Consider the following 25,163-nt stretch of genomic DNA (forward strand, 5'->3'; position numbering starts at 1 on the left):
ACACGAAGCAAAACATAGCAAGAAAGGCGGGACAAATATGAAAGCAGTCGGCCTGGTTGTTGAATATAATCCCTTTCATAACGGACACCGCTATCATGCGGAACAAGCAAAAATCAAAACGGACAGCAGCGTCGCGGCGGCGGTGATGAGCGGCCCTTTTTTGCAGCGCGGGGAACCGGCCGCCGTCTCAAAGTGGGCCCGGACAAAAATGGCGCTGGAAAACGGCGTGGATATCGTCATTGAGCTCCCTTATATATATGCCGTACAAAAAGCGGAATTATTCGCGCGCGGCAGCGTTTCGCTTCTTCATCATTTAGGATGCAGCAGCTTGTTTTTCGGCAGCGAAAACGGGCGGATCGAACCTTTTATTGAAGCGTCTGAAGCGTTCAGCCGAAAGGAAGATGACTGCAGCCTGATTCTGAAAGAGGAGCTGAAAAAGGGTCTCAGCTATCCGGCCGCCGCCTCAAAAGCTTTTTCACACATATTCAAAGGGCGGGACATGCTCGATTTGTCCAAGCCGAACAATATTCTCGGTTTTCACTACGTTAGAGCGATACACACCTCCGGTTCCGCTATGAAGCCTTATACGACAGCCAGAATCGCTTCCCAGTATCATGACGCCGAGCTCCCCGCAGATAACAGCCGGATAGCCAGCGCAACAAGCATCCGGAAAGCGCTGATAGAAAAAGGAACGGCGGCCGCAAGGAGCTTTCTCCCGGAAGCGTCTGCGCGTGAGCTGGAGGCATACAGAAATTCATACGGAATATGGCACAGCACGGAAGACTATTTTTCATATGTAAAATACAGCCTCAGCACTCTTTCCGCTGAAGAATTGAGCCGAATCTATGAAGTGGAAGAAGGCCTTGAGCACAGGATTCTGCGCACCATCAGACAAGCCCGATCCTATCGCGAAATGATGGAACGATTGAAAACAAAACGATACACGTGGACGAGGCTGCAGCGGATGAATACGCACATTCTGACACGGACGAAAAAGGAAGACATGCATCGGCTCTTACAGCCTTCAAGCGCTCCTTATATCCGTCTTCTCGGAATGACGAAAAAAGGACAGGCGTACCTGTCGGCAAAGAAAAAAGAGCTTACCGCACCTCTCGTCAGCAAGCTCTCTTCTTTCTCTCATCCCGCTCTGGATCTGGACATACTGGCGGGACGGGTTTACAGCCTGCCGATAAACGAACCTGAACGCACATTGTTTGAGAAACAGGAATTTTCACAAGCGCCGATCCGCTATGATGAAGATGAAAATCGTTTTTTGAATGCGTAAAAAAAGCACCTGTCTGTATCAGGTGCTTTTTACTTTCAGCTGATCCAAATAGTCAAGTGCGTCCTGCATGGTGTCGACAGGGACGATCTTCATATCGGACTTGATTGCTTTCGCCGTTTTTACCGCATTTTTGTAATCAGAATTTTCAGCTCCGTTTTGATTCGGCGCAAAGAAAATATCTTTTCCCGCTTTGTCTGCGGCGACGACTTTCTGATCGATTCCGCCGATCGGTCCGACTTTGCCGTCCACGTCGATTGTCCCCGTTCCGGCTATATTATAGCCTTTTGTTTCGTCAGGTTTTGTCAGCTGGTTGTAAATTTCTAAAGACATCATGAGACCCGCAGAAGGCCCGCCGATGTTTTCAATGCTGAAATGAAGATCCGGCTTCACTTTCACGTTCCGGTCCGTATATAATGCGACGCCGATTCCCGCTCTTTTCGGGTCGTCCGGGAATGATTTCAGCACAATGTCAACGGTCTTTTCTTTCGTGTCCCGTTCAATGTGAAACGTTACTTTTTCCCCCGCTTTTTTGCTGCTGATATAATCAATCAGCTTTTCAGCGGATTCGTATGTTTTCCCGTCCGCGCTGATGATTTTATCACCGACCTCTATTTTTCCTTTTGCCGGCATGTCAGAGACGACTGAACTGGCATAAATGCCGTTAAATGAGTATTTCACCTGTTTCCCGGCTTTTTGATAAGCGGCAATGACCGCGTTTTCTTGGGAGCTTTTCATCATTTGCAGCTGGCGCTTCATATAATCCGAGTCCGATTCGCCCTCTTCTTTTATGCTTTCATCAGAGACGATTTCATCGTAAGGATGCACTTTCGCCCAAAGATATGTATACGGATTGGCGGGGCCTACTTTGACAGTCATCAAGGAAAGGCTTCCTTTTTCAGGATAACCTCCGTCCACCTTAATCAGCGGTCTCAGCTCTGATGCTTCTCCCGGCTGTGTGATGTAATACGGAAGCTTAATAAATGTAACAGCGATTAATAAGATCAGGATGATAAACACCCAGCGAAAATGTTTTGCTTTCATATGAGTTAGCCCTCCCAGTTCTCTATTTCTTGTTTAATCCGGCCGATCATCCGGTCTGCGGCTTCTTCGCCCGCTGTGATCATATGATCAATGTTGGCAAAAGAACTTGAGCTGAATGATTCAAGAGAAGGGCGGATCATGACGTCTGCGGCAATGGTCTGGTGACGGACCAATTCATTTTGCAGTATATCCATACTTTGCATGATTACATCAAAAATATGTGCCGCCTTTTCCGTTTTTTTCACCCGGGATACGTCAGAGGCGATGACGATATCAGCACCCATATCTTTTACGGCGGAAACCGGGATTCTGTCGACCACCGCGCCGTCGACTAACATACGTCCGTTCATTTTTTGCGGGACGAAAACGCCCGGTATGCTGATGCTCGCGCGGACGGCTTCGGATACTGAACCTTTCGTAAAAACAAGCTTTTCGCCGGTCTGAAGGTCGCAGGCCACGATGCCGAGCGGGATCCGCAGTTCTTCTATCGGCTTGCCGTACGTATAGGCATGAACGAGCTGCCTGATGCGGTCCCCTTTTAAAAATCCGAGCCTCGGCATCGTATAATCCGCGTACAGCCGCCGCTTAAATGCTTTGGCGACTTTTTTCATCGTGGCCACGTCATGCCCGGCCGCATAAAAGCTTCCGACTAATGCTCCCATGCTGCTGCCGGCAATCATATCAATTGGAATCTGATGCTTATGTAAACTGGATAACACTCCGAGATGAGCGATGCCTCTTGCCCCTCCCGAACCTAACGCTAACCCGATTGTAGGTTTGGCCAACGCGACGAACCCCCTAATATACATCCTATACATGAATTCTATGGTCTAAATTGAACCCCTATGCTCGTATATTAGTACAGGATGACAAATAGGTACTTGCCGGGCCGCCTTTAAGGTCTGTTCTATATTTTATCATGATATAAATGTCAGTGTGCAATTTTAGCATCGGGGAGGTAAGAATGAATTTGTCTAAGTTTCATACATTTTTGATTTCATTGTTTTTCATTTTTTTGACGGCGACGGTTATTTCACACCCTCAGGCCTCATTCGAAGCCTCCAAAACCGGTCTTTCCATGTGGTGGGAGGTAGTTTTTCCTTCATTGCTTCCGTTTTTTATTCTATCTGAGCTTTTAATCGGATTCGGCATTGTCAAGTTTGTCGGCCTTTTACTCGAACCCTTTATGCGTCCCATTTTCAGAGTGCCGGGGGTCGGCGGATTTGTACTGGCTATGGGCATGGCTTCAGGCAATCCGGCCGGCGCGAAGCTGACTGCACGGCTGCGCCAGGATAAACAAATCTCCAGAGTAGAGGCTGAACGCCTCGTCTCTTTTACCAATTCATCCAATCCGTTATTTATATTCGCTGCTGTGGCAGTCGGCTTTTTTCATAACGCGTCTCTCGGCATTCTGCTGGCATCGGCTCACTATCTCGGAAACATCGCTGTCGGCCTGACGATGCGTTCATACGGACGGAAAGAAGAAGCGGCGTATACCGGTAAAAAGACGATCGCTCTCCCTTCTCTGAAGGAAGCATTTCTGGCCCTCCACAAGGCGCGGCTTTCGGAAAAGCGGCCGCTCGGAAAAATTTTGGGCGACGCCGTCACCTCTTCTGTACAAACCTTGCTGATGGTGGGCGGTTTTATTATATTGTTTTCGGTTTTCAGCCGGTTATTATCAATCGTACAAGTCATGGATGTGCTTTCTGTATTTACAAACGCGCTGCTTTCGCTTTTTCATCTTCCGGCAAATCTGGACATCCCTCTTATCAGCGGGATGTTTGAAATTACACTTGGGAGCAAGCTGGTCAGTGAAGCTGATGCCGCCTTGCTGCCGAAAGCCATGATTGTGAGTTTTATTCTCGGGTTCAGCGGCCTTTCCGTACAGGCCCAGGTAGCCGGCATTTTATCGGAAACAGATATCCGCTTTAAACCGTTTTTCGCGGCGCGTATCCTTCAGGGCATTTATGCCGCACTCTTTATTCTCTTACTGTGGAAGCCGCTTTACCATGCGTTGGACGAACCTTACCAGTCCGTATTCCTCCCTTTCCGCGATCATGAAGCGGTATCTGCTGCCGTCAGCGGTTGGAATACGCTTGTTGAAACCGGGCCCGCTATCACGCTGACAGCTCTCGCCGTATACGCATTGATTTATTGTTACAGGCTGTCAGCACGGACAAAAAAAGGATGAGACGCCAATCAGCGCTTCTCATCCTTTAAATTTCTGCTTCAGCGCCTGTTCAACTTCCGGAGGAACAAACTCTGAAACAGGCCCGTTATATTTTGCGACTTCTTTTACGATGCTTGAACTTAAAAAAGAGTACTGATTGTTCGTCATCATAAAAAAAGTTTCTATTGATTCGTCGAGCACGCGGTTGACGGAAGTCCCCTGCATCTCATATTCGAAGTCAGAAACGGCTCTGAGCCCCCTGATAATCGCCTTCGCCCGCTTTTTTTTCGCATAGTCGATTAACAGTCCCTGTGACGTCTCGACCGTAACATTCGGTATGTCTTTTGTCACTTCTCTTAACAGCTCACATCGTTCCTCAACTGTAAACAGCGGCTGCTTAGAAGAATTATTGAGCACGCATACGTACACCTGCTCAAACACGTTTGCCCCCCGTCTGATAATGTCCAGATGTCCGTAGGTAACGGGATCAAAACTTCCGGGACATACAGCTATACTTGCCACATCATTACCCCCTATTTCGGTATATCGTCACTCCTGTAAGCCCGTAAATTTCCCTTCTTGTTACAGAAAGCGCGCCGACGGCTTCAGGAAGCGCAACGGCTTTATCATGCTCGGCTACGACAAAACCGTCTTCATTCAGCATGTTCTGCTCATCAATCATTTCGATAAGCGCTTTCAGCTTTTGTTCCTTATACGGAGGATCTAAGAAAATTCCGTCAAAACCTTTTTCCCGTTTCGCCGCGGCATAGAGGGCCCGCTCTGCATCATTGCGGTATACTTCCGCTGAAGACAGCAGATCAAGCGCTTTGATATTCGCTTTTACCGTTTGGATGGCTTTGAAATCACGATCCACAAAGATACAGCGGTCAAATCCGCGCGACAGCGCTTCAATCCCGAGACCGCCGCTCCCCGCAAATAAATCCAGCCCCGTTCCTCCGTCAAAATACGGGCCGATCATATTAAAAATAGACTCTTTTACTTTATCCGTCGTCGGCCTTGTTGATGTGCCCGGCACAGCCTTTAAGGCTCGTCCTTTTCTTGAACCGGAAATTACTCTCATTATTCACACCACTTTTTCTGAAAACTTTGATGTTTCTCATCGGCTGAGCCGTTATGTATAAAAACAATCCCTATCTTATCATAAAGCATTCTTTCAAACAATGAACGTGAAATCGTGTATACATATTCACATTCCTGTCAAGACTACGTGTAACAGCATCAATGAATGATGTTGTTGCCAACCGCGGAGAAGACTTACGTTTCCCCATAAGTTCTTCCTCCGGTTTCTCCTCTCCCTTTTCCTTCTCCTTAACTTGTTAAGGAATAGAAGGACCCCGCAGGTATCTGCGGGGATTTTTTTATATGCCGATTTTATAATCGTACTCTTTCGCTTTATCAAGCTTTGATTCAAATTCCAGCTTTAAAAAAGGTTTATAAGAAGGCTCTACCTTCTTCACATAAGAATAAGAAGAAATCTTTTCCATTGTTTTTTCGATTAGGTCCATATCGCAATACAGCACAACGTATTTCAGCCGCTTTGAAACATAATGAACGTTGCCGAATTTTCTCAGCATTTTGCTGTGTTTTAAGGAATGCAGATATACGATTATGCCTTGGCGCTTATTTTCCATCATGATCACCCGCCTGACTTTCTGTTCATTTTATGTAAAAGACGAGACGGCCGTCTCGTCAGGAAACTTTGCATCCGCAGCCGCCGCCGGAACCGCAGCCGCCGCCGCAGGATGACAGGCCGTCAAAATAAGGATTCCCCGTCGGCACTTTTACATGCTCCGAGACGGCCGTTCCGAGTTCAATGCTGATCTCGTCAAGCAGCGACTGAAGCTCAGTCTCCGCTTTTTTAAATTCGGCCACCTTATCGTTTAAATCCAGTTCCCGCTTCATTTCTCTCATTTTGCGGGAAATCTCTCTATAATCAGGATGGTATTTGCCAAAGCGCTGCACATCCTCATACTGCTCTTTAACGCTCATAAAAGAACGAATGATCCGCCCTGCCTCTTCATCTTCACGGAGACGCTTGTAACAATCGCGGTAATTTTCAGCCGTCTCAGACTGCAGAATCATGCCGGCAAGCTGCTCCGCTTCCCTTTGAAGCTTGACGGACTCAATTGTTGCATACATAAATACGCACCTCCAGTTGCTAGTTTACCATGAAACCACCCAATTGGAAAATGCGGCGTTTAAACGCTTTTTAATCCTGTGAACGCATGGCGTGAACCATCTGCATCATCATCTGCGCCATTTGAATCCCGTTTGAGAATTGGCTTACCCGATGCGGTATCGTCTTTTCATAAAAATTCATCATGTCAAGCTGAAAGGAATTGAGATCGTCCGGTTTTCTCGCAAGTCTGCGGTACCAGACGGGACGCTGCCGTATAAACCGTTTCCGTTCCTCATCTGCGGATATGAATTCCTGAACCTCTTTTCGCATACACGATCCCCTTCTTTAATCCTTCCTGAACGAAAAAGGATGTTGTCCGGAGCCTTGCCGGGGCTGCTTCGTGCTGCTCCCCGAAAATTGGCTTAAAAGGCTTTGCAATGATGAAATGGATTGGCTCATTTTATTGATCTGCTCATTCATTTGGTTGATATCCATTTTTTTGACGGCAGTGACCATTTTTGAAACGAAATCGTTTTTTTCAGCTGGTTCCTGTTTGGTTTCCGCGTCGGAAGAAGGCTGAACGGCCTCGTCTTTAAAAGGGTTCCATATCGGATCATCCTCGCCCAGAAGCACCCAATTTTCATAGACTTCCTGCCAGCTTCTTTGTTCCTTGCGAACATTTTGGATCAGTTTGGGATGCTTTTTTACGAATTGTTTAAAATCATCGATTGATTGCCGTGATTGCTGATTCGCCACAATTCTCACCCCCTCCGAAAAGTTTTGCCTGCTATAATGTATCGGTTCATGCGCCTTAATGTTCGCCTAAATTGCGAAAAAAAGCAGGTATATTTTTTTCAGCAGGAGCGCCGCTCGCGAAAAAACATAAAAAAACCGCGGGGGACGCGCCCCTCTGCGGTTTTTTACTGCCAAGGCTTAATGAAGTTTTGCGTATAATACTTCCGGTCCACGCCGACACCGAGGTGCGTATAATCCGGGCTTAACAGCGCCTTTCTGTGGCCTTCGCTGTTCAGCCAGCCCTCCACGGCTGCAGGACCGTCCACATAGTTGTAGGCAATATTTTCACCGGCCTCCCGGTATTTCACATCGCCTTTTTCCAAGCGATCCTTCAGAGTCCCGTATTTTTTTGAGACGTGAGAGAAATACTTGTTATCCTTCATGTCCTTGCTGTGGCCGAATGCCACTTTTGCGGCGCCTTCGTCCCATTTCAGCCTTGCAAGTCCGTGTTTCACGCGGATGACATTTGTAATATCGAGAATCTGCTGCTCACTCGCTCGTTCAATGTCGTTCCATTTTTTATCAGAAACTGGCTCGGGTTCTGTCAGCTTTCCTCTGTACATGACTTCATACGGCCTTTGTTTCACAAGTGTTTCCGCATCAAATGCCCTGATGCTTGACAGATTCCCGTCAAATTTGTCCATGTACAGCTGAACATACATTCCGCCTATCTTGACGGTGGGACGGGTATTGATATCTTCTTCAGAAAACTCGAACCGATACGTGTTTCCCTTGTCAGTCACATTGACAAAAGGAGAAACCTGCGTCGTTTTAAAAACTTCGCCCGTTGATTCGCCGATCTTAAACGGTTTTGCGTTGATGCCGCTTCCCGAAGCGTATAAAGTCACGGCTTTATCATTCAAAATACCGACTTGTACGTATTGGTCTTTCCCCTGGTTGTACACCCACCACTCGTAATCGTAGGCAGAAGGATCTTTCCGGGACGGTTCCCCAAGTTTCTTTTTCACATCGGCGGCAGATTTCCCCATGAGAGAAAGCAGTCCGGATGACGGCATTTTCAGCCGTTTTCCGCTCTCTTCATCATTGGAAACCTGAGGCTCCTCCTGATCCGTCTTTTTCTGAGGAGCCGATCCATATTGTATAAACAGAACATACGCTCCGTAAATAAGCAAAAGGATAACGAGAGCCCTTGCGATATTTTTCAACCTCTCACCCCCATATGTTCAAACCGTTCTGTTTTTGTTTACTCTTATACAGTACAGCCTATTTGCATCGTCCGTGATTTATGTTTAATGGATAAACCCCTCCGGACCGCCGTCTTCAGAAATGTCAGACAGCGCCCGGCCTGCTTGCTCATTTGATTGCTCGGCCAACGAAAGATCGCCGAGCGTAACAATGCCGACCAGTTTTTTATCCTTTGTGACGGGAATTCTTCTGAGCTGATGTTCAGCCATCAAATGGAGCACCTCCTCCACAGAGGCGTCTTCTTCTGCACTGATAACCCGCTCTGTCATTGCGTCGGTTATTTTTTGAGAGTTCGGCTTTTTTGAAGCAATTCCCCGTAATACGAGATCTCTGTCTGTCACGATCCCGACAAGGGTGGCGCCGTCTTCATCCACTATCGGAATGGCGCCGACATCCGCGTCTTTCATCTTCACCGCAGCTTCATATACATTATCTAATACTGTACAATATTGCAAGTCTGACGTCATGAGCTTATTGATCTTTGTCATTGCGGAATTCCTCCTTTTTTCTGCTACTATTGTCGTCAAATTTTTCTTTTTGCATACTTTCACCGTATGAATCATTGAAAGTGTAACGCTTTCATACTATGATTGTCAGGAAAGGGCATTTTTAAAAGGAGGGGGAAGGTTTGAAGTTTGAAAACAGCGGTCTTGAAGGGGTAACAGCGGAGCTCAGCCGCTTGAATGATCTGATGGAAGGTAAAGGGCTCATTCTGGCTGGACAATGGGATTATGAAAGAGTGACTTACGACAAAAAGTTTTCAGTACCTGAGGGGACATTTTATCTGCGGATTCAAGGAACGGCAAAAGAGGGCGATGTCGGCGGCAGCCGGGCCGTGATTCAGCTGAAGGCCCCTCTTTTAGGAAAGCATTATTATCCGCACGGCGTAGAATACGGCAGCGCTGAAGAATTTCCGGAACATGTCGTCGCTGAAAGCAAAGCTTTACTGCTTGAATTGGAAGAGTCATTAAAAACAGTGCAAATGTAATAAAAAAGTACAGCATATTCTGCTGTACTTTTTTTCATGAGACGGTATGCTCGATATACGGCGGCTCTGACGGCGTATCTTTTTCCCGTTCCGTTCTGACCCACTGAAAAAAGATGACAGCCAAATATGTTCCGTAGACCGCCTCTTGAATGATTTTCATCAGTACTGCCCCAAGCTGCTGATCTTCCAGAGGAGGCAGCGTGTTGAACATCTCCGGTCCGGATAAAGGGATCTCCTCCAGCAAATCTAAAGGAACGCAAAGCTTCATTGCTTCGGCCCAAGCCGCCGGATCTGTATACGTGGCATACATGGGCGCCCCGCTGAACATAATGAGCGCGCAGGCGGGCGTTAACAGAATCCCGTCTGCCATAATATACCCCAGCTTCATTAAACCGCTGAGACGGGGCAGACCGTCCACCTTATGCACAAGCGGCCACCACATAAAAAACGCCGTTACAAAGATGAGTCCGTTCATCAGCGTGTGATACAGCGAATCCGTTTTGACGAAATCAAATATAAACGGGATGTGATACAGTGAAAAAATACCGTTAAACAGCACTAATGCGATAAGCGGCATTGAAAAGAACGAAAACAGCGGCTTTACGACAGGACGGAAGATCAGTTTTTTCCATGCCCAGCCGGGAATTCCGGAAATCAACAGCGGCGGTACCACTAAAAACAGAACCGCCATCTGCGCCATATGAGCACTGAACATCACATGGCCCAATAAATCAACCGGACTTCCCGCAGCCGTGTAAAAAAATAGCGCGGAAAGCACAAACAGCACCTTCTCCTTAGCGGCCACACGTCCTTTATGCCGGCTGCACCAGTAAAAGTAAACACCTGTTATCACGGCAGTTATACAAAACAGATACGGGCTCCACATTGCGCGAAACCCGAACATTTCCAAATTAATCAAATCTCTCACTCCCCGCCGTCCCGATTACCACCAAATAATCGTGACAAATGCAAGCACGGTGATAAACGCGACAAATATTCCCGAATACAGAAATAATGACGGCGCTTCATGCCCCTTCTGGCTCATATGCATAAAGTAGAACAGCTGAAAGATGACCTGGATGACCGCAAGCAGGATCAGAAACGGCATCGTAAACCATCCGGCAATGCCGTCAGCAGCCACCGTCAAAAACGCGACAAGCGTAAGGCCGATCATCAAACCGAAGGATATGACCTGATATTTCATCTCCTCGGCATTTTTCTTTTTCCGATATTCGAGATCCGTACTGACAGTCCCTCTGTTTTTGTTATCGTCCATCGTTATCCCACCATCCCCATCAAATATACAACGGTAAAGATAAAGACCCACACGACATCGATAAAATGCCAATATAAGCTGGCCACATAATATTTCGGCGCATTATAAAGGCTGAGCCCTCTTTTCGCATTCCGGATCATCAGCGCGCTGATCCACAACAGCCCGAACGCCACGTGTGCTCCGTGTGTGCCGACGAGCGTGTAAAACGCTGAGCCGAGCGCAGAGCTTGTAATGGTAAAGCCGAATTCGTGAGTGTAATGCATAAATTCATAGATTTCCACCCCTAAAAATCCTGCTCCCAATAAAACGGTAACCAAAAGCCACACCTGCATTTTTTTAAAGGAGAAATTCTTCATATGATACATCGCATACACACTCGTTAAGCTGCTCGTTAAAAGAAGCATCGTCGCGATAAATACGATCGGCAGCTCAAACATCTCAGCCGTTGACGGCCCTCCGGCTTTAGATTCCCGCAAAGCAAGGAATGTTGCAAATAGCGAGGCGAACAGAACCGTTTCCCCGCCGAGAAACAGCCAAAATCCCAAAAACTTATTTTTCCCTTCCAGCGTTGCTTTTTCAGGAGAAGCCGGAAAGGTTTCAGCCGTCATTTTTTCCTGCAGCTGCATTATGCCTTCACCCCTTTATCATCATTCGGCAGATCTTCTTTGTGAATATGATAGCCGTAATCATCGACCACAGAGCGAAGCAGCATGGTAAAGAATGTGATGCCGAGCCCTATGAAGATAACCGGAAGCCCCCATGAATAATCGGAGTGGTATAAAAACCCAAACGCTGCGACAAACAGCCCGAAAGATATGATAAACGGCATGATGGATCCGTTCGGCATATGAATGTCCTCTACAGGCTCTGCAGGCGCCATCCCTTCATTTCCGGCCTGCTTTTCAATCCACAGCGGGTCAAGTCCCCGGACAAACGGAAGCTGTTTAAAATTATATTCCGGCGGCGGCGAAGAGACCGCCCATTCAAGCGTACGACCGTCCAGCCACGGGTCGTTCCCGACGTATTTCCCCTTTATTGAGGTATAAATAATATTGACGACGAGTAAAGCAGCCGCGCCCGCCATGAAAAACGCGCCGATTGAACTGATCAGGTTGCCGGTATCAAGCCCCTGGCCGGGCAGATATGTGTAAACGCGCCGCGGCATTCCCATCAAACCGAGGAAATGCTGAATAAAGAAGGTAAGATGAAACCCGATAAAAAATAAGACGAACGAAATTTTCCCCATCGTTTCATGAAGCACCTTCCCGAACATTTTCGGCCACCAGAAATGCACGCCCGCCAGGATGCCGAACACAACGCCGCCGATAATGACGTAGTGGAAATGCGCTACGACAAAATACGTATCATGGAACTGATAATCTGCCGCTGCGGCCGCCAGCATGACACCCGTGACTCCCCCGAGTACGAAAGAAGGAATAAAGGCGACGGCATACAGCATAGGCGTCGTGAATTTGACGTTACCTCCCCAGATGGTCAAAAGCCAGTTGAAAATTTTAATGCCCGTAGGCACCGCGATCGCCATCGTCGCAACCGCAAATATCGCATTAGCGATCGGTCCGAGTCCCGTCGTAAACATGTGGTGAACCCAAACCATGAACCCGAGAAAGCCGATCAGCACGATCGCAAAGACCATAGACGAATAACCGAACAGACGTTTCCTCGCAAAAACGGGAATGATTTCTGAAAAAATCCCAAAGGCGGGAAGAATTAAAATGTATACTTCCGGATGCCCGAAAATCCAAAACAGATGCTCCCAGATTATCGTATTGCCGCCCAATTCAGGATTAAAGAAATTCGTTCCGAACAAACGATCCAGCATCATCAGCGCCAAACCGACGGTGAGCGGAGGAAATGCGAATAAAATGAGTGCCGACGCCACAAATGTCGTCCACGTAAACAGCGGCAGTCTCATATACGTCAAACCCGGCGCCCTCATATTAATAATCGTGGCGAGAAAATTGATCCCCGCAATGAGCGTACCTAAGCCTGATATTTGCAGGCCGAGCACGAAAAAGTCTATGCCGTGCCCTTTCGAATTCAGCGCAAGCGACGCGTACGACGTCCAGCCTGCATCAGGAGCGCCTCCTAAAAACCAGCTCAGATTCAAAAAGATGCCTCCGAAGAAAAACAGCCAAAATCCGAGCGCATTCAAAAATGGGAATGAAACGTCACGCGCCCCGATCTGCAGCGGCACAACCGCGTTCATCAGCCCGAATAACAGCGGCATCGCCGCCAGGAAGATCATTGTCGTGCCGTGCATCGTCATAATTTCATTAAACTGCTGCGCACCCATAAAATCGTTCCCCGGCCTCAAGAGCTGAATCCTGATAAGCATGGCCTCAAGTCCGCCGACGACGAAGAAAAATCCCCCGGCGATCATATATAAAATCGCGATTTTCTTATGGTCAACCGTCGTCAAATAATCCCAAAGCAAAGAGCTTTTTCTTTGCTGTACTGTAAGCGTATTCATCATTTACGACCTCCCCCCTGATATCTCCCTGTCCTCACTTGTTCTCCGCTTTCAGCCCTTTTAAATATTCATACAGCGCATCCGTTTCAGCGTCCGAGAGCTTCGGATAAGTGCCTGTCATTTTATTGCCCGGTTTAATGCTGTCCGGATTTTTCAGCCAGGCTTTTATATTCTCTTTATTCGCATCCTTAATGCCGGCCACTTTGACCCGTTCACCGAAGGTAGCGAGGTTCGGAGCCGTTCTTGCCGCTTCAGCCCGTTTATCATTGGGCTCAACCGCATGACAGCTCAGGCAGTTTTTTTCCTTAAACAGCTCTTCTCCTTGCGCGGCTAAACCGGAATCTGTTGTATGCTTATAATTTTTCATCGCTTTCGTCCATTGTTTAAATTCTTTTGACGGCAGCGGTTTCACTTTGAAATCCATCAGCGCATGTGAAGGTCCGCACAGCTCTGCGCATTTCCCGAAGAAATATTCTCCCGCTTCTTTGCTTCGTTTAGAATCGAAGGTCAGAAAGAAAGTATTGTCATTATCCGTATTCGTATCGATTTTTCCCCCGGCTGACGGAATCCAGAAAGAGTGTTTCACATCTGAGGACTTCAGCTTGAAATAAACGCGTTCATCTGTGGGAACGATCAGCTCCTGACTTGTCACAAACCCGTAATCAGGATACTCGAATTCCCACCAGTATAAATTCGCCCTTACATTAATCACGAGCGCATCCTCTGCTTTACGGTTTTTCTTATCCATCGGCGACGTATCCGCCAGCGCCAATGTATCGATGACAACCGGAATGACAAGAATAATCAGAAGCAGGATCGGAATAACGGTCCAAGTGATTTCTAAAAAACGGTTCCCCTCCACCTGTTTCGGTATCGTGTCTTCCCCTATACGCGACCGTCTGAATCTCACAATGACGTAAAAGAAAATAACTGCTACGACCGCAACGACGACAACCATGATAAGTGTGCTGAGCACCGTCAGATCATATTGTTTATCAGCCACTTCGCCGGCAGGCTTGAGTGTGGACAGAAACGGTTTTCCACAGCCGCTCAATAAAAGCGGCACTAAGGCTAATAATGATAAAAGACGCCAACGCTTTAACATTTCACCCAACCCCTTTTTTGAATCAGTACGAGATGCACAAACAGTAAAACTGCTTCCAGCCGAAATACTTCTTTTCCTCATTTCTTAAAATATGAGATTTTTTACTTAAAATTCCATCTATGTATAAAAGCAAAGCCGCCTGATTAAACAAAAGGTCAAGGCGGCGTTTACTAGTTGTCATTGTTTGTTTTGGCGATCAAACAAGCTCATTATTCAATTAAAACAGCGTGAAGACCACCATCGCTACAAAATAAATGGTCATGTAATTAAGCGAATAGACAAACATAAGAGTTGCCCACTTCATGATGTTTTTCATGCGGAATCCCATCAGTCCGAGAACAAGCCATCCGACATTCAGCAAAGTGCCGAGAATGACGATCGGAAGACCGAGACTGCCGAGGAAAAACGGAAGCGGCAGCAGGCATGCGACCCAGACGATAATCTGTCTTTTCGTCACTTCAAAGCCGTGCACTACCGGAAGCATCGGAATATTCGCTGCTCTGTAATCTTCCGTCTTTTTAATCGCAAGCGCTAAAAAGTGCGGAATCTGCCAGATGAATAAAATCATGAATAAAACCCACGCGACAACACCGATGTGCCCTTCAACCGCTGTCCAGCCGATTAACGGCGGCACGGCGCCTGATACACTTCCGACAACCGTATTAATCGTATAACGGCGTTTCGTCCACATTGTATAAAGAACAACGTACGTAAACACGCCGATAAAACCGATGACTGCTGCCATCACGGTGGTCATCAAAAGCATGATAAGTCCTAAAGCAATGAGTAAAATTCCTGACCACAGCGCTTGATTCGGCTGAATCTTTCCGGTTACCGTCGGCCTTACTTTCGTGCGTTCCATTAAATGATCAATATCACGGTCATAATAGTTGTTAACCGCACAAGAACCGGCGATGATCAAAGATGATCCTATTAATGTAAGAAGCACGGTGTTTAAATTGCCTAAAAAACTCAGACCGGATATATGTAACGCAAGCCACATGCCGGTAAAAGTCGTAATTAAATTCGAATTGACGATTCCTATTTTGATAAGCGAAAGGAAATCCTTCCATGCCGTCGTCTCTTCAATCTGTCCGTCTATAGCTGTATCGTTTAAAATTCTGGAATTAGCCATAACGTAAACCTCCCTTACAAACCTAAAGCAGGTTTTTTAAGACCTGCAACTCTATCATACAAGATAATGACCTGTAAAAAAACATCCTCTTAAATATTAAACGAGAAACAGGAATTTATTTGTGAACTTTTTATGAATTTTACCAAATCCGCCGGTTTCATAATAAAGCGGTTACTTTATTTCTATCAGACCCATCTGGAATAATCAACCCCATTATCTAAGAAGTCCTGATTCTATTATATTTTTGTGAACAAACAGAATTGAGAATTGCCACAAAACACATATTCGCTTACACTTGGTACGTATATCATTTTGTCCAGTTTGTTAAGAAGGTGAATGTAAAATGAATAAAGCTTTGAAAGCGCTCGGCGTGCTGACGACATTCGTCATGCTCGTCGTGCTGATCGGCGGCGCTCTTGTCACAAAGACAGGATCGGGTCTCGGATGCGGACGGCAGTGGCCGCTTTGCCACGGCCGGTTTTTCCCGGAGCTTAACGCCGCTTCTATCATTGAATGGAGCCACAGACTCGCAAGCGGTGTCTCAATCGTTCTCGTGCTGAGTCTCGCTTTTTGGGCATGGAGAAAAGTCACGCCTGTTTTCCGTGAAACAACCTTTCTCGCCATTATGTCCATTATCTTTTTATTTTTACAGGCGCTTCTCGGCGCATTAGCGGTTGTTTTCGGATCAAATGCGCTCGTTATGGCGCTTCATTTCGGCATATCGCTGATTTCTTTCGCTTCTGTTCTGATTTTGACGCTGCTCATATTCGAAGCTGATAAATCAGACAAAAAGCTTGTCAAGCCGCTGAGAATCGGCAGGAAAATGCAGTTTCATATGATCGGCCTTTCGATTTACACGTATATCGTCGTTTATACGGGAGCTTATGTGCGCCATACGAAATCAAGCCTTGCCTGCCCTGACGTTCCGCTTTGCAGCAGGCTGAACCACGGGCTTCCGTCTCATTTTCAGGAATGGGTGCAGATGGGCCACAGAACGGCAGCGCTGCTTCTGTTCGTATGGATTCTTGTCGCTTTTGCGCATGCGGTGCGCTCCTACAAAGATCAAAAACAGATTCTTGGGGGCTGGATAGCGGCTCTTGCCTTTGTTGTATTACAGGCGCTCTCCGGAATCATGGTTGTTTATTCAGAAATGGCCACCGGCTTTGCACTTGCCCATTCGCTCTTTATTGCCGGCCTGTTCGGCGTCTTATGCTATTTCTTATTATTAATCGCCCGCTTCCGATATGAATCAAAACAGCGGAACATCTGAGGCACATGAAAAGGCCGAAGCATTAGAGCTTCGGCCTTTTTACATATAAAAAACCTGATCGCACACGGGGGCGGATCAGGTTTTTTATATTCATTTTACGCTTTTTCAATTTCGATCAGTAAATCGCCTGTCTGAATCGGTTCACCGTTTTTCACATGAATCTGCTGTATCGTCCCGGAGAACGGCGCCTGTACCGTCGTCTCCATCTTCATCGCTTCATTAATCATCAGATGATCGCCTTTATTCACCTTTGCCCCGGTTTCCGTTAACAATTTAATGACGGTTCCCGGCATGGATGCCGCAATGTGGCTTGGGTTTGTCCGATCTGCTTTTAATTTTTCCTGTACGGACGATTTAATGCTTTCATCTTTAATGACCACCTCGCGCGGCTGGCCGTTCAATTCGAAATAAACGACACGTGTTGCATCTGGCTGCGGTTCACCGATAGATACAAGCTTCACGATCAGCGTTTTTCCGCGCTCGATTTCCACTTCGATTTCTTCACCGAGTGTCATGCCATAGAAGAAAGTCGGTGTGTCTAATACGGAAATATCACCGAAGCGTTCTGCCGTTTTAACATATTCAGTAAACACCTTCGGATAAAGAGCATACGCGATTGCGTCCTGATCACTCAATTCCATCTGATGTGTTTCTTTCCATTCTTCTTTAATGCCTTCAAAAGATACCGGTTCAAGCAGCTCACCCGGTCTTACCGTGATCGGTGTCTGTCCTTTCAGAACGAGCTTTTGCAGTTTTTCCGGAAATCCGCCATGCGGCTGGCCGATCTGCCCTTTAAAGAGCTCAACGACTGAATCCGGAAAATCAAGCGTTTCGCCTTTATCATAAACATCTTGTTCTGTTAAATTGTTTTGCACCATGTAAAGCGCCATATCTCCGACGACTTTGGAAGAAGGTGTTACTTTCACGACGTCGCCGAACATGCGGTTGACGACGCTGTACATGTCTTTCACCTCATTCCAGCGATCACCGAGGCCGACTCCTTTTGCCTGCTGCTGCAGATTACTGTACTGGCCGCCCGGCATTTCATGATTATAAATCTCAGTATGCGGAGACTTCATCCCGCTTTCAAATTCACTGTAATACTGACGAACGGATTCCCAGTATTGCGACAGTCTTTCCACCTGCCGGACATCCATTTCAGGACGGCGGCTGTTCCCTTCAAGGGCATGATAAAATCCGCTTGCGCTCGGCTGTGAAGTCAGACCCGCCATTGAGCTGACGGCGACATCCACGATGTCCACACCCGCTTCAACAGCTTTGGCATAGAGAAAGACGCCATTGCCGCTCGTATCATGCGTGTGAAGATGAACGGGAATATCAATCGTTTCCTTCAGCGCTGAGATAAGTTCGTATGCGGCTTGAGGTTTCAAAAGACCGGCCATGTCTTTAATCCCGAGAATGTGCGCACCAGACGCCTCAAGCTCTTTCGCCATAGAAAGATAATATTTCAAATCATATTTCGTCCGGGTCTTATCAAGAATATCTCCCGTGTAACAAATCGCAGCCTCCGCCACTTTTCCGGTTTCACGGACGGCATCGATGGCCAGCGTCATCCCTTTTACCCAGTTCAGGCTGTCAAAGATCCGGAATACGTCAATACCTGACTCCGCTGACTGCCGGACAAATTTTTGGATGACATTGTCCGGATAGTTTGTATAACCGACGGCATTTGATGAACGAAGGAGCATCTGGAACAATGTGTTCGGCACTTCTTTGCGAAGATCTTCAAGGCGTTTCCAAGGGTCTTCTTTTAAGAAACGGTACGCTACATCAAATGTCGCGCCTCCCCACATTTCAAGGCTGAACAGTTCAGGCCACAGGGCAGCCGTAGGATTCGCGATTTTTTTCAAATCATTGGATCTGATCCGGGTTGCAAGCAGAGACTGATGGGCATCCCTGAACGTTGTATCGGTCAGGAGCACGGATTTTTGCTCTTTCACCCAGTCTGCAAGCCCCTCAGCGCCTCTTTCGTCAAGGATCTGTTTCGTACCGCTTGCCGGCTTTTCTTCGATACCTAACGTAACGGTCTGAGGCTTATCAAATGCAGGTTTTTCTTTTTTCCCGATTCCCGGAAAACCGTTCACCGTGACATTGCCGATATAGGAAAGCATTTTTGTTCCGCGGTCCTTCTGTTTTGGGAAAACAAACAGCTCAGGCGTTGTGTCGATAAACGATGTGTCGTATTGGCCCGTCAGGAATTTTTCATGCTTTGCCACGTTTTCAAGAAACGGAATATTGGTCTTAATGCCTCTGATCCGGAATTCCTGCAGGTTGCGGACCATTTTTGCTGATGCCTGTTCAAACGTCAGCGCCCATGTCGACAGCTTGACGAGCAGTGAATCATAGTAAGGCGTAATGACGGCGCCCTGGAAGCTGTTTCCCGTATCAAGGCGGACGCCGAAGCCGCCGCCTGAGCGGTAAGCCATAATTTTACCCGTGTCAGGCATAAAGTCATTCAGCGGATCTTCAGTGGTCACACGTGATTGTATCGCATACCCGTTTGTAAAAATGTCTTTCTGCTCAGGGATATTGACGGCACGGCTGTGGAGTCCGTAGCCCTGCGCGACGAGGATTTGCGTCTGAACGATATCAACCCCCGTTATCATTTCCGTAATCGTATGCTCCACTTGCACGCGCGGGTTCACTTCAATAAAGTAAAATTCACCGCCCGCTACGAGAAATTCCACGGTCCCCGCGTTGATATAGCCGACATTTTTCGCAAGCGCCACAGCCGCTTCACAGATTTCGTCCCTTAATTCAGGCTGCAAAGATACACTCGGCGCCACCTCAATGACCTTTTGATGGCGTCTCTGAACGGAACAGTCCCGCTCATACAGATGGACGACATTGCCTTCTTTATCTCCGATCACCTGAACTTCAATATGCTTAGGATTTTCGATCAGTTTTTCAACATACACTTCATCGTTTCCGAATGCGGCTTTCGCTTCTGATTTGGCCCGCTCAAACGATTCTTTCAATTCGCTTTCACTTCGGACGATTCTCATTCCGCGGCCTCCGCCTCCGAGCGATGCTTTAATAATAAACGGAAATCCGTGGACTTTTGCGAATTGTTCGACATCTTTTAATGTTTCAGCCGGTCCGTCACTCCCCGGAATAACGGGGATGCCGGCTTTTTCTGCCTGCTCCCTCGCCTTTACCTTATCTCCGAACATATCCAAATGCGCTGACGTCGGTCCGATAAATACGATGCCCTCTTCTTCACAGCGTCTCGCAAATTGGATATTTTCAGAGAGAAATCCGTAGCCCGGATGAATGGCATCAACACCGTTTCTTTTTGCGATCTCAATAATCCCTTCAATATCAAGATACGCGTCAATCGGTTTTTTGCCTTCTCCCACAAGATAAGCTTCATCCGCTTTATAGCGATGATAGGAGCCCGAATCTTCTTTTGAATAAACGGCTACCGTTCTGATGTTCAATTCTGTGCACGCCCGGAAAATCCGGATCGCAATTTCTCCCCTGTTTGCTACTAACACTTTTTGGATGGATTGTTGTGACAAACTTTTCTCCCCCTTGGCCTAATAAATATGTAGTTTATAATAAAGGAATATCCGTCCTGTGTATACACTTGTTTTTTAGAGATACACAGATTTTTCCGTCTGCCGTCTTTTTACCCCCTTAGACGGAACGGGCTCCCTCTTTTTCTTCTTTTCTGAGTACTTGACATGCATGCTGACATTCACCAATATACCGGCGCTCATTAATAACAACAACATTGATGAGCCCCCGTAGCTGATAAACGGCAGCGGAACACCTGTAATCGGAATTAAGCCGCTGACACCGCCGAGATTGATAAAAGTCTGAATCGCAATCATGCTGGATATCCCGATTGCCAAAAGGCTCCCGAACGGATCTTCACATTTTCTCGCAATATAAAAACCTTTTAACACGACAAAAGCCAGCAGTACAATGACAAACAGGACTCCGAAAATGCCGAGCTCCTCTGAAATAACCGCCATAATAAAGTCTGTATGCGATTCAGGCAGATAACCGTATTTTTGAATGCCTTCTCCAAGACCGAGACCGAAAAAACCGCCTGAGCCGATCGCATAATACGAATTTATAATCTGCAGGCCTGATGTGCTGGCGTATTTAAATGGATTTTCAAGGCTTTCAAACCGGCTCATACGACCGGGTGTCAAAATATCGTCCCATTTCAGATAGATGATCGGGCTGACAAGGAGCAATACGATTCCCGCCATGAGAACCAGCCTGAGCAGGGTCCTTCCGCTGAATCCCGAACACATAATGACGCAAAACGCGATCAGACCGATAATCATTGCCGTTCCGAAGTCGGGCTGAATGGCGATAAGCGCACAAATAACTACGGTGACGATCACCGGCGGAGCAACCCCCGTCAAAAGCTGATCGATGTAGCTTTGTTTCTTTGCGTATACCGCGGCAAGGTACAGTATCAGGGTCAGCTTGACAAATTCCCCCGGCTGAATGGCCATTCCGCCGATTTTAAACCAGCTTTGCGCGTTTCCGGCAACATGTCCGAAAACAAACAGCGCGCAAAGCGCAGCCACTGACGCAAGCAGTATGAATTTCTGAATCTTTTGATGGGCGAACACTTTGTACGGAAAAACGGCCGCGATGATAAACAGCACAAACCCCGCGATGACGGCGAACAGCTGCCGTTTAAAGAAATAGTCGCTGCTCACGCCGTAACGCATAACGGCGGTAATCATGCTTGAGCTGTATACCATTACCAATCCGAAACAGCACAGCAGAATGATAGCGCATATCAATGAATAATCGTAAGATTTTAACATTCTTTTAAACATAACATCCTCTTTCCTGCTTAAAGCTTACGTTTAATACCTATAGCGTATTATATTTTACTATAATTCATAAACAATTTACGCAGTTTCTTTATAGTTTTTCGGATGAAATGCAGATTAAGAGACCGTCTTACGAAAAGAAGATGCAAAAAAACGGTTTACGGTTATAAAAAAACCCAAACCGTTGAATAGTTTGAGTTTGATCATTTATTTTCCTGTAAACGCGTCATGCAAAGCAGACAGTTCTCTTTCAAGTCTGTCCAGCAGCTCTTTGCCGTCGTTTTCGTCAACTAATCCCAGGCGGACAGCAAAATCGATTTCCCTCGACAGTCCGAACATCTGAGTATCCAAGACCTCTTCATACAGAGGACATTGAGGCATCGTTAAGTTATCCATTTGTACTCGGATCAGCTTCAAAATCTTCTCAGCATCTAACTTCAACAGCTCGAATGCTTTCTGCTGATGGTCAACTATAATCTCTGAAGCCAAAAGTATCCCTCCGTTCCCCAGGCGAGTACCTAATTCTTCTATTTATCATAAAGGGTATCAGGTGAAATTGCAAGAGGATTTAAGCAGATGTTATGATAAAAAAATGTTTCAAAAAATACTCAGCCTGTATTTCTCAGACATGATTTCCAAAAGCTTCACACCCGCGATGCTGTTGCCTTTTTCATCAAGCGCCGGGCCGAATATACCGATTCCGAAGTTGTACGGCGAAATGCCCATGATTCCTCCCGAAACGCCGCTTTTAGCGGGAATGCCGACTTTAATCGCGAATTCTCCGCTCGCATTGTACATGCCGCATGTCACCATAAACGTCTTGCAGATTCTCGCCACATCTTTTTTAATGACCTGCTCCCCGGTTTCCGGATGCTTGCCGTCAAGGGCGAATACACAGCCGATTTTGGCTAAATCCAGACTGCTCATCTTAATCGCGCACTGTTTTGTATACAAATCCATGACCTCTTCAACATCGCCTTTAAAAATGTCATACTGCTTCATGTAATAACACATGGCCCGATTAATCATGGATGAACTGAATTCCGATTCCGCGACATGGCTGCAATATGTAATGTCCTGATTATTCGCAAGTCTTCTGATGAATCCGAGCAGGTAATCCAGGCGGTCTTTCGGCGAATGCCCTTTAATTAAGCCCGTAACGACGAGAGCCCCTGCATTAATCATCGGATTTAAAGGCTTGCCCGGATTCATTGTTTCAAGCTTAATCATGGAATTAAACGGGTCGCCGGTCGGCTCCTGACCCACGCAGCTGAACACCTTTTCCTTTCCGTAATCCATCAGTACGAGCGCCAGAGAAAGCACTTTCGAAATGCTCTGCAGCGTAAATGTCCGGTCGGCGTCTCCTGCCGTCAGACATGTATTTTCCGCATGATAAATCGTGACCGAAAGGCTGTCTTGTTCAGATTCAGCCAGAGCCGGAATATAGTCTGCCACTTTGCCTTCTTCGGTTCTTTTTTTGGCTTCCTGAACTAATGCGTCCAGCTCTTGGTAATGCCGGCATACCATGTCGATCATCCTCACTTCGCTGCCGTTGTATACATCTAATTTGCGACGCAAAGTGACAATTCATGCGAAAACTTTTATACTTTAAGTAAAGGGGGGCTTCACCATGAGCGTTATTCAAGTAAAAGGCAATGTTACATACCCGATTACAATTGATCCGAGTGTCTGGATTTTCGATGACCGCAAGTTTCCGTTTGAAAAAAATCAGCCCGTTCATCCGGACGGCTCTGCAGAAACCCAGGAGCATACGCTTGATCCGGAACGGGTGATCAGAGAAGGGCGCATTTCGCCGCCGACTTTAAAAAGCGAAAAACGTTATGAAAAAGAAAGACTGATGAACGGCAGCTTCGCCATGAAGCTCGGCGCTGTTTTAGCAAATGCCGAGCCGAAAGAAAGCGCTGTCCTGTGCGCATTTATTTCAAAATCAGAAAGAACCGAAGTGCCGCTCGAAAAGGCGATGGACGCAGTCGCGCATTTCAGTGATGCGGGGAAACCCCTTCAAGACGGCGGCCCGGTCCATTTTTACGTGGACGGAGACTTTGAAAAACCGATAACGGGCGTCACAGAAATCGAAGTTTTATAACAAATCGGCGGCAAGCTGTGCAAGGCCGGATCTCTCACCTTTCACAAGCTTCACGCTGCCGGAGACGGTTTGTTCTTTAAACCGTTCTACAACATAAGCAAGTCCGTTGTTTAAACTGTCTAAGTATGGGTGATCTATTTGCTCCGGATCGCCCATCAGGACAATTTTGCTGCCCTCTCCCACCCGAGTCAAAAGCGTTTTGACCTCGTGCCTCGTCAAATTCTGAGCCTCATCAATAATAATAAACTGATCCGGAATGCTTCTTCCCCGAATGTATGTCAGCGCCTCCACCTGAATCGATCCGATTCCTGCCAAAATCGCTTCAAGTTCACCCGGCTTTTTCGCATTGAATAAAAATTCAAGATTATCAAAGATCGGCTGCATCCACGGCTTGAGCTTTTCCTCTTTTTCGCCCGGCAAATATCCGATATCCTTTCCCACCGGGACGATGGGACGCGCGACGATCAGCTTTTTATAAATCCCGAGATCCTCCGTCTGCAGAAGCCCTGCCGCGAGAGCAAGCAAGGTTTTTCCCGTCCCCGCTTTTCCGATCAGGGTGACAAGCGGGATATCTTCCCTCAGCAGGAGTTCAAGCGCCATTGTCTGCTGGACGTTCTTCGGCCTGATGCCCCATACGTGCTCATCATCGAAAACGAGTCTTTTTACAGTCTCGCCTTTCTTATCTGTCATGCCGACCGCAGACGAAGATCCTCCTAATTCATCTTTCATCAGCACAAATTGATTCGGATAAACCTGATGCTGCTGAAGCTCCTTGACTGAAATTTGTTTGTTTTTATAAAACGAGGCAAACCGCTCTTTATTCATAAATATATCTTTGTACCCGCTATATATTTCATCATGGTCAACGACTCTGTCGTTTAAAAAGTCCTCCGCCAAAAGCCCGATGGCATCCGCCTTTACCCTGACAAGCACATCTTTGCTGACCAGGATGACGAGGCGGCCGTTTTCTTTCGTTTCCTCCTCAAGGCTTAAATTTTTTGCCACCGCCAAAATGCGGTTATCATTCGTTTTTTCGATAAAAATTTCTTGGAGCTGGTGAAATGACCGGTGGTTCAGTTCAATTCTGAGCGTTCCTCCGCTTTCAAGCGGAACTTTCTCGTGCAGCCTTCCTTTCTCCCTGAGCCCGTCTATCAGCTTAGATACGTGCCTCGCATTTCTCCCGACCTCGTCCATATACCGCTTTTTTGAATCGACCTCTTCCAGCACGACGGCGGGGATGACAACTTCGTTTTCTTCAAAGGAAAAAATGGCGTTAGGATCCTGCAAAAGTACATTCGTATCTAACACATAAATTTTACTCAAGTCTC

26 protein-coding genes are annotated in these 25,163 nt (G+C 46.9%); 5 read left to right on the forward strand and 21 right to left on the reverse strand.

From position 1 onward, the window contains the following. The first annotated feature begins 37 nt into the window (after positions 1 to 37). Positions 38 to 1,285 (forward strand): nucleotidyltransferase, encoded by a 1,248-nt coding sequence (locus tag ACWHAR_RS06765; protein WP_032874815.1) that lies wholly within the window; start codon positions 38 to 40, stop codon positions 1,283 to 1,285. 18 nt (positions 1,286 to 1,303) lie between these two features. Here ACWHAR_RS06765 and ACWHAR_RS06770 read toward each other — a convergent pair whose 3' ends face one another. Next, positions 1,304 to 2,326, reverse strand: coding sequence for a SepM family pheromone-processing serine protease (locus ACWHAR_RS06770; protein WP_007611255.1), 1,023 nt, complete (start codon positions 2,324 to 2,326; stop codon positions 1,304 to 1,306). A 5-nt stretch (positions 2,327 to 2,331) separates the two neighbouring features. Further along, positions 2,332 to 3,111, reverse strand: a complete 780-nt coding sequence (locus tag ACWHAR_RS06775; protein ID WP_014304961.1) for a patatin family protein — start codon at positions 3,109 to 3,111, stop codon at positions 2,332 to 2,334. 179 nt (positions 3,112 to 3,290) lie between these two features. Here ACWHAR_RS06775 and ylbJ point away from each other — a divergent pair, with 179 nt between their 5' ends. After that, positions 3,291 to 4,517 carry a sporulation integral membrane protein YlbJ gene (gene ylbJ, locus ACWHAR_RS06780; RefSeq protein WP_032874813.1) on the forward strand — a complete coding sequence of 409 codons (1,227 nt, stop codon included), beginning with the start codon at positions 3,291 to 3,293 and terminating at the stop codon, positions 4,515 to 4,517. An 18-nt stretch (positions 4,518 to 4,535) separates the two neighbouring features. Here ylbJ and coaD read toward each other — a convergent pair whose 3' ends face one another. The 8 genes from coaD to ACWHAR_RS06820 all read right to left on the reverse strand — a co-directional run bounded on the left by coaD (position 4,536) and on the right by ACWHAR_RS06820 (position 9,125). After that, complete coding sequence (gene coaD, locus ACWHAR_RS06785; RefSeq protein ID WP_014417707.1) at positions 4,536 to 5,018, reverse strand: pantetheine-phosphate adenylyltransferase; 483 nt, start codon at positions 5,016 to 5,018, stop codon at positions 4,536 to 4,538. 4 nt (positions 5,019 to 5,022) lie between these two features. After that, entirely contained in the window at positions 5,023 to 5,577 is a 555-nt protein-coding gene (gene rsmD, locus ACWHAR_RS06790; protein WP_007409693.1) for a 16S rRNA (guanine(966)-N(2))-methyltransferase RsmD, read from the reverse strand. A 298-nt stretch (positions 5,578 to 5,875) separates the two neighbouring features. Continuing rightward, entirely contained in the window at positions 5,876 to 6,148 is a 273-nt protein-coding gene (locus ACWHAR_RS06795; RefSeq protein WP_014417705.1) for a YlbG family protein, read from the reverse strand. A gap of 58 nt (positions 6,149 to 6,206) precedes the next feature. Next, positions 6,207 to 6,656, reverse strand: a complete 450-nt coding sequence (locus ACWHAR_RS06800) for a YlbF family regulator (protein ID WP_032874811.1) — start codon at positions 6,654 to 6,656, stop codon at positions 6,207 to 6,209. 70 nt (positions 6,657 to 6,726) lie between these two features. After that, the gene (locus ACWHAR_RS06805) at positions 6,727 to 6,966 is read right to left on the reverse strand and encodes a YlbE-like family protein (protein ID WP_003154475.1); all 240 of its coding nucleotides are present in this window, start codon (positions 6,964 to 6,966) and stop codon (positions 6,727 to 6,729) included. Between the two features lie 15 nt (positions 6,967 to 6,981). Next, positions 6,982 to 7,392, reverse strand: a complete 411-nt coding sequence (locus ACWHAR_RS06810) for a YlbD family protein (protein ID WP_025284691.1) — start codon at positions 7,390 to 7,392, stop codon at positions 6,982 to 6,984. A 164-nt stretch (positions 7,393 to 7,556) separates the two neighbouring features. Next, entirely contained in the window at positions 7,557 to 8,597 is a 1,041-nt protein-coding gene (locus tag ACWHAR_RS06815; protein ID WP_032874809.1) for a CAP domain-containing protein, read from the reverse strand. Between the two features lie 84 nt (positions 8,598 to 8,681). Beyond that, positions 8,682 to 9,125 (reverse strand): CBS domain-containing protein, encoded by a 444-nt coding sequence (locus ACWHAR_RS06820; RefSeq protein WP_014417702.1) that lies wholly within the window; start codon positions 9,123 to 9,125, stop codon positions 8,682 to 8,684. Positions 9,126 to 9,265: 140 nt separating this feature from the next. Between ACWHAR_RS06820 and ACWHAR_RS06825 the strand changes: the two genes are divergently transcribed. Continuing rightward, positions 9,266 to 9,625, forward strand: a complete 360-nt coding sequence (locus tag ACWHAR_RS06825; RefSeq protein ID WP_007409688.1) for a YugN family protein — start codon at positions 9,266 to 9,268, stop codon at positions 9,623 to 9,625. Between the two features lie 34 nt (positions 9,626 to 9,659). Here the strand turns inward: ACWHAR_RS06825 and ctaG are convergent, their stop codons facing one another. The 6 genes from ctaG to cyoE form a co-directional block, all read right to left on the reverse strand. Next, positions 9,660 to 10,544 (reverse strand): cytochrome c oxidase assembly factor CtaG, encoded by an 885-nt coding sequence (gene ctaG, locus ACWHAR_RS06830; RefSeq protein ID WP_087920763.1) that lies wholly within the window; start codon positions 10,542 to 10,544, stop codon positions 9,660 to 9,662. Positions 10,545 to 10,568: 24 nt separating this feature from the next. Beyond that, positions 10,569 to 10,901 carry a cytochrome c oxidase subunit IVB gene (gene ctaF, locus ACWHAR_RS06835; protein ID WP_007409686.1) on the reverse strand — a complete coding sequence of 111 codons (333 nt, stop codon included), beginning with the start codon at positions 10,899 to 10,901 and terminating at the stop codon, positions 10,569 to 10,571. Positions 10,902 to 10,903: 2 nt separating this feature from the next. Beyond that, complete coding sequence (gene ctaE, locus ACWHAR_RS06840; RefSeq protein WP_003154482.1) at positions 10,904 to 11,527, reverse strand: cytochrome c oxidase subunit III; 624 nt, start codon at positions 11,525 to 11,527, stop codon at positions 10,904 to 10,906. Further along, the gene (gene ctaD / locus ACWHAR_RS06845) at positions 11,527 to 13,395 is read right to left on the reverse strand and encodes a cytochrome c oxidase subunit I (protein ID WP_032874807.1); all 1,869 of its coding nucleotides are present in this window, start codon (positions 13,393 to 13,395) and stop codon (positions 11,527 to 11,529) included. Before ctaD ends, ctaE begins: the two co-directional genes overlap by 1 nt. Positions 13,396 to 13,426: 31 nt before the next feature. Beyond that, entirely contained in the window at positions 13,427 to 14,497 is a 1,071-nt protein-coding gene (gene coxB / locus ACWHAR_RS06850) for a cytochrome c oxidase subunit II (protein WP_003154484.1), read from the reverse strand. A 217-nt stretch (positions 14,498 to 14,714) separates the two neighbouring features. Next, positions 14,715 to 15,632: a heme o synthase gene (cyoE, locus tag ACWHAR_RS06855; protein WP_003154486.1), complete on the reverse strand. Its 918-nt coding sequence runs from the start codon at positions 15,630 to 15,632 to the stop codon at positions 14,715 to 14,717. Between the two features lie 343 nt (positions 15,633 to 15,975). On the opposite strand from cyoE, the gene ctaA reads away from it, so the two are divergent. Then, positions 15,976 to 16,902, forward strand: a complete 927-nt coding sequence (gene ctaA / locus ACWHAR_RS06860) for a heme A synthase CtaA (RefSeq protein WP_007611205.1) — start codon at positions 15,976 to 15,978, stop codon at positions 16,900 to 16,902. 95 nt (positions 16,903 to 16,997) lie between these two features. Here ctaA and pyc read toward each other — a convergent pair whose 3' ends face one another. The 4 genes from pyc to glsA all read right to left on the reverse strand — a co-directional run bounded on the left by pyc (position 16,998) and on the right by glsA (position 23,255). Then, positions 16,998 to 20,444, reverse strand: a complete 3,447-nt coding sequence (gene pyc / locus ACWHAR_RS06865; RefSeq protein WP_032874805.1) for a pyruvate carboxylase — start codon at positions 20,442 to 20,444, stop codon at positions 16,998 to 17,000. Positions 20,445 to 20,519: 75 nt separating this feature from the next. Continuing rightward, positions 20,520 to 21,731 (reverse strand): FtsW/RodA/SpoVE family cell cycle protein, encoded by a 1,212-nt coding sequence (locus ACWHAR_RS06870; protein ID WP_015239798.1) that lies wholly within the window; start codon positions 21,729 to 21,731, stop codon positions 20,520 to 20,522. Positions 21,732 to 21,935: 204 nt separating this feature from the next. Further along, on the reverse strand, positions 21,936 to 22,217 hold the full coding sequence (locus tag ACWHAR_RS06875; protein ID WP_003154494.1) for a YlaN family protein: 282 nt from the start codon (positions 22,215 to 22,217) through the stop codon (positions 21,936 to 21,938). A gap of 108 nt (positions 22,218 to 22,325) precedes the next feature. After that, positions 22,326 to 23,255 carry a glutaminase A gene (glsA, locus tag ACWHAR_RS06880; protein WP_029325894.1) on the reverse strand — a complete coding sequence of 310 codons (930 nt, stop codon included), beginning with the start codon at positions 23,253 to 23,255 and terminating at the stop codon, positions 22,326 to 22,328. 103 nt (positions 23,256 to 23,358) lie between these two features. Between glsA and ACWHAR_RS06885 the strand changes: the two genes are divergently transcribed. Beyond that, positions 23,359 to 23,835 (forward strand): hypothetical protein, encoded by a 477-nt coding sequence (locus ACWHAR_RS06885; RefSeq protein ID WP_032874803.1) that lies wholly within the window; start codon positions 23,359 to 23,361, stop codon positions 23,833 to 23,835. On the opposite strand, the gene ACWHAR_RS06890 is transcribed toward ACWHAR_RS06885, so the two are convergent. Then, the gene (locus ACWHAR_RS06890; RefSeq protein ID WP_007409679.1) at positions 23,830 to 25,158 is read right to left on the reverse strand and encodes a PhoH family protein; all 1,329 of its coding nucleotides are present in this window, start codon (positions 25,156 to 25,158) and stop codon (positions 23,830 to 23,832) included. The two genes, ACWHAR_RS06885 and ACWHAR_RS06890, sit on opposite strands and share 6 nt — an antisense overlap. Between the last annotated feature and the right edge of the window lie 5 nt (positions 25,159 to 25,163).

It is taken from the genome of Bacillus sp. LR--39 (assembly GCF_053613335.1).

Coding starts and splice junctions, on each gene's coding strand:
- glsA (WP_029325894.1), bottom strand. CDS start 23,255: ATGGTATGCCGGCATTACCAAGAGCTGGACGCATTAGTTCAGGAAGCC.
- ctaF (WP_007409686.1), bottom strand. CDS start 10,901: ATGGACGATAACAAAAACAGAGGGACTGTCAGTACGGATCTCGAATAT.
- ACWHAR_RS06800 (WP_032874811.1), bottom strand. CDS start 6,656: ATGTATGCAACAATTGAGTCCGTCAAGCTTCAAAGGGAAGCGGAGCAG.
- ctaD (WP_032874807.1), bottom strand. CDS start 13,395: ATGATGAATACGCTTACAGTACAGCAAAGAAAAAGCTCTTTGCTTTGG.
- ACWHAR_RS06820 (WP_014417702.1), bottom strand. CDS start 9,125: ATGACAAAGATCAATAAGCTCATGACGTCAGACTTGCAATATTGTACA.
- ACWHAR_RS06805 (WP_003154475.1), bottom strand. CDS start 6,966: ATGCGAAAAGAGGTTCAGGAATTCATATCCGCAGATGAGGAACGGAAA.
- ctaE (WP_003154482.1), bottom strand. CDS start 11,527: ATGCAGCTGCAGGAAAAAATGACGGCTGAAACCTTTCCGGCTTCTCCT.
- ACWHAR_RS06870 (WP_015239798.1), bottom strand. CDS start 21,731: ATGTTTAAAAGAATGTTAAAATCTTACGATTATTCATTGATATGCGCT.
- ACWHAR_RS06885 (WP_032874803.1), top strand. CDS start 23,359: ATGAGCGTTATTCAAGTAAAAGGCAATGTTACATACCCGATTACAATT.
- ylbJ (WP_032874813.1), top strand. CDS start 3,291: ATGAATTTGTCTAAGTTTCATACATTTTTGATTTCATTGTTTTTCATT.
- ctaA (WP_007611205.1), top strand. CDS start 15,976: ATGAATAAAGCTTTGAAAGCGCTCGGCGTGCTGACGACATTCGTCATG.
- coxB (WP_003154484.1), bottom strand. CDS start 14,497: ATGTTAAAGCGTTGGCGTCTTTTATCATTATTAGCCTTAGTGCCGCTT.
- ACWHAR_RS06795 (WP_014417705.1), bottom strand. CDS start 6,148: ATGGAAAATAAGCGCCAAGGCATAATCGTATATCTGCATTCCTTAAAA.
- cyoE (WP_003154486.1), bottom strand. CDS start 15,632: ATGGCTAATTCCAGAATTTTAAACGATACAGCTATAGACGGACAGATT.
- rsmD (WP_007409693.1), bottom strand. CDS start 5,577: ATGAGAGTAATTTCCGGTTCAAGAAAAGGACGAGCCTTAAAGGCTGTG.
- ACWHAR_RS06765 (WP_032874815.1), top strand. CDS start 38: ATGAAAGCAGTCGGCCTGGTTGTTGAATATAATCCCTTTCATAACGGA.
- ACWHAR_RS06770 (WP_007611255.1), bottom strand. CDS start 2,326: ATGAAAGCAAAACATTTTCGCTGGGTGTTTATCATCCTGATCTTATTA.